Raw genomic sequence first — 281 nt, 5'->3', positions numbered from 1 at the left:
GCTCAGCGCGTTAGCCGTTGATGGCAACTGGTCGGTGGATTTCTCTGCAGCTGGCCTGGAAGATGGCGAGCTTTCGGTTTCGGCTGTAGCGCAAGATGCGGCTGGGAACACCAGTGCTCCGGCGACGGCGAGCCTGTCGCTGGATACGACCGCACCGGATGACCCTGTTATTACAAATGCGGACGCCAGCAGTTTGATTGTGACGGGGACCGCGGAAGTCGGCTCCACGGTTTCAGTGACCGTCGGGGTCGAGACGCTCAGCGCGGTAGCCGTTGATGGCA

Annotated in this window: 1 protein-coding gene; it reads left to right on the top strand. The window is 61.6% G+C overall.

What is annotated here, in order from left to right:
* Positions 1–281: Ig-like domain-containing protein (locus DC53_RS22475; protein ID WP_033032732.1), on the top strand; the 281-nt coding region annotated here is incomplete at both ends.

Source organism: Pseudoalteromonas fuliginea (assembly GCF_000690055.1).
GTDB classification, from domain to species: Bacteria; Pseudomonadota; Gammaproteobacteria; order Enterobacterales; family Alteromonadaceae; genus Pseudoalteromonas; species Pseudoalteromonas fuliginea.
Note: the sequence above shows the minus strand (reverse complement) of the source record. Positions and strands in the feature narration are given on the sequence as shown.